This window comes from Mycobacterium sp. E3247, assembly GCF_001667785.1.
Taxonomy (GTDB): domain Bacteria; phylum Actinomycetota; class Actinomycetes; order Mycobacteriales; family Mycobacteriaceae; genus Mycobacterium.
Window position 1 is genome coordinate 1 of record NZ_LZJG01000009.1, and the last position, 1,663, is coordinate 1,663.

At 68.9% G+C, this 1,663-nt stretch carries 3 protein-coding genes; 1 reads left to right on the forward strand and 2 read right to left on the reverse strand.

The window, feature by feature from the left end:
- Positions 1–481, forward strand: a 481-nt coding sequence (locus A9X04_RS00345) for a chloride channel protein (RefSeq protein WP_197508954.1), incomplete at its 5' end; no start/stop codon positions are given.
- A gap of 5 nt (positions 482–486) precedes the next feature.
- On the opposite strand, the gene A9X04_RS00350 is transcribed toward A9X04_RS00345, so the two are convergent.
- Together A9X04_RS00350 and A9X04_RS00355 are read right to left on the reverse strand one after the other, a co-directional pair.
- Entirely contained in the window at positions 487–1,329 is an 843-nt protein-coding gene (locus tag A9X04_RS00350; protein WP_067916662.1) for a MaoC/PaaZ C-terminal domain-containing protein, read from the reverse strand.
- Between the two features lie 19 nt (positions 1,330–1,348).
- On the reverse strand, positions 1,349–1,663 hold a 315-nt coding region (locus tag A9X04_RS00355), incomplete at its 5' end, for an SDR family oxidoreductase (RefSeq protein WP_156764159.1).

Below are 1,663 nucleotides of genomic sequence, written 5' to 3' on the forward strand. Positions count from 1 at the left end.
GGTGCTGGTCCCCGCGCTCGCCGGCGCCGGGCTGGTGATGGGCATCTGTTCGCATTGGTGGCCGGAGTTGCCCGGCAACGGCCGCAGCATCCTGACCGTCAGCCTGGCCAGCGGGCTGACGCTGTCCGCCGCCGCCGCGATCCTGGCCCTCAAGCCGTTGTTGACCGCGCTGTTCCTCCGTGCGGGCGGCGCCGGCGGCATGCTGACGCCGTCGCTGGCCACCGGCGCGGCCGCGGGATCGCTGCTGGTGCTGACGATGAACATGGCGGCCGGAATGCATCTGCACGGGCCGACGGTCTCGCTGGCGGGCGCCGCCGGCGTGCTCGCCGTGACGCAGGGCTCACCGATCTGGGCGGCGATCTTCGTCTGGGAGCTCGCCCGCCCGCCGCTCTGGCTGCTCCTGGTCTTCCTGGTCACCGCGGTCGGTGCGTACGGCTTGAAGCTTCTGGTCAGCGGGCGGGTGGGGACGCACTCGGGCTGAAGCGTCTACAGCGCCCGCACGGTGCCGGTCAGATACGGATAGCCCTTGGCGATGTTGCGCAGCGCGATATCCCAGCCGTCATGGCCTTCGTCGATGTACAGCCCCGCGGTGGCGGGCAGCACCAGCGGCTTGCCGAACTTCACCGAATACTTCACCGCGTCCGGGAGCCGCGCTTCGATGTTCGCCAATACGGCTGCGGCGCTGTACATTCCGTGCGCGATGACGGTCGGGAAGCCGAACAGCTTGGCCGCGATCGGGTTGGTGTGGATCGGGTTGTGATCGCCACCGACGACGGCGTAACGACGGATCAGGCCGGGACTGACGCGCACGACCGCGCTGGGTGGGGGCAGCTTGGGCTGCTTCTGCGGTGGCGGCTTGGGCTCGTCGGACAGGCTGGTGCGTTGCTGGTGCAGGAAGGTCGTCACCTGATGCCACGCGGTGTCGGTACCGACGCTCACATCGGTCACCAGGTCGACCAGCAGGCCTTTGCGGTGCTCCCGCAGGTTCTCGGCGTGCACGCGCACGCCGACGGTGTCGGTGACCGCAATCGGCCGATACTGCGTGATGTGATTCTCGACATGCACCGAACCCATTGCGGCGAAAGGGAAGTCGAACCCGGTCACCAGCGACATCACCGCGGGGAAGGTCAGCGCGAACGGATAGGTGAGCGGCACGCTGTTGCCGTACCGCAGGCCGGTGACATCGGCGTACTCCGCCACGTTCGCGCGGTCGATGGGCAATTCCTCGATGGCCACCGTGCGCGTCGGCAGCTGGTTCCCGCGCGACACCACCGGCAGTGCCCCCGCGGCGGCGCGCAACATGTTCTTCAGACCGCTTGGCTGGTTCATCGCGTTCCCCTCGTCGCAGCTATGCGCCCAGCATGGCCTGGCCGCAGACGCGAATGACGTTGCCCGTCACCGCGTTTGACGCCGGGCTGGCGAAGTAGGCGATGGTTTCGGCGACGTCGACGGGTTGGCCGCCCTGCAGCAGCGAGTTCAGCCGGCGGCCCACCTCGCGGGTGGCCAGCGGGATTGCGGCGGTCATCTGGGTTTCGATGAACCCCGGGGCGACGGCGTTGATCGTGATGCCCTTGCCGTAGAGCTCGGGCGCCAGCGCCTGGGTGAGGCCGATCATCCCGGCCTTGGTGGTGGCGTAGTTGGTCTGCCCGCGGTTGCCCGCGAT

Coding starts and splice junctions, on each gene's coding strand:
- A9X04_RS00350 (WP_067916662.1), bottom strand. CDS start 1,329: ATGAACCAGCCAAGCGGTCTGAAGAACATGTTGCGCGCCGCCGCGGGG.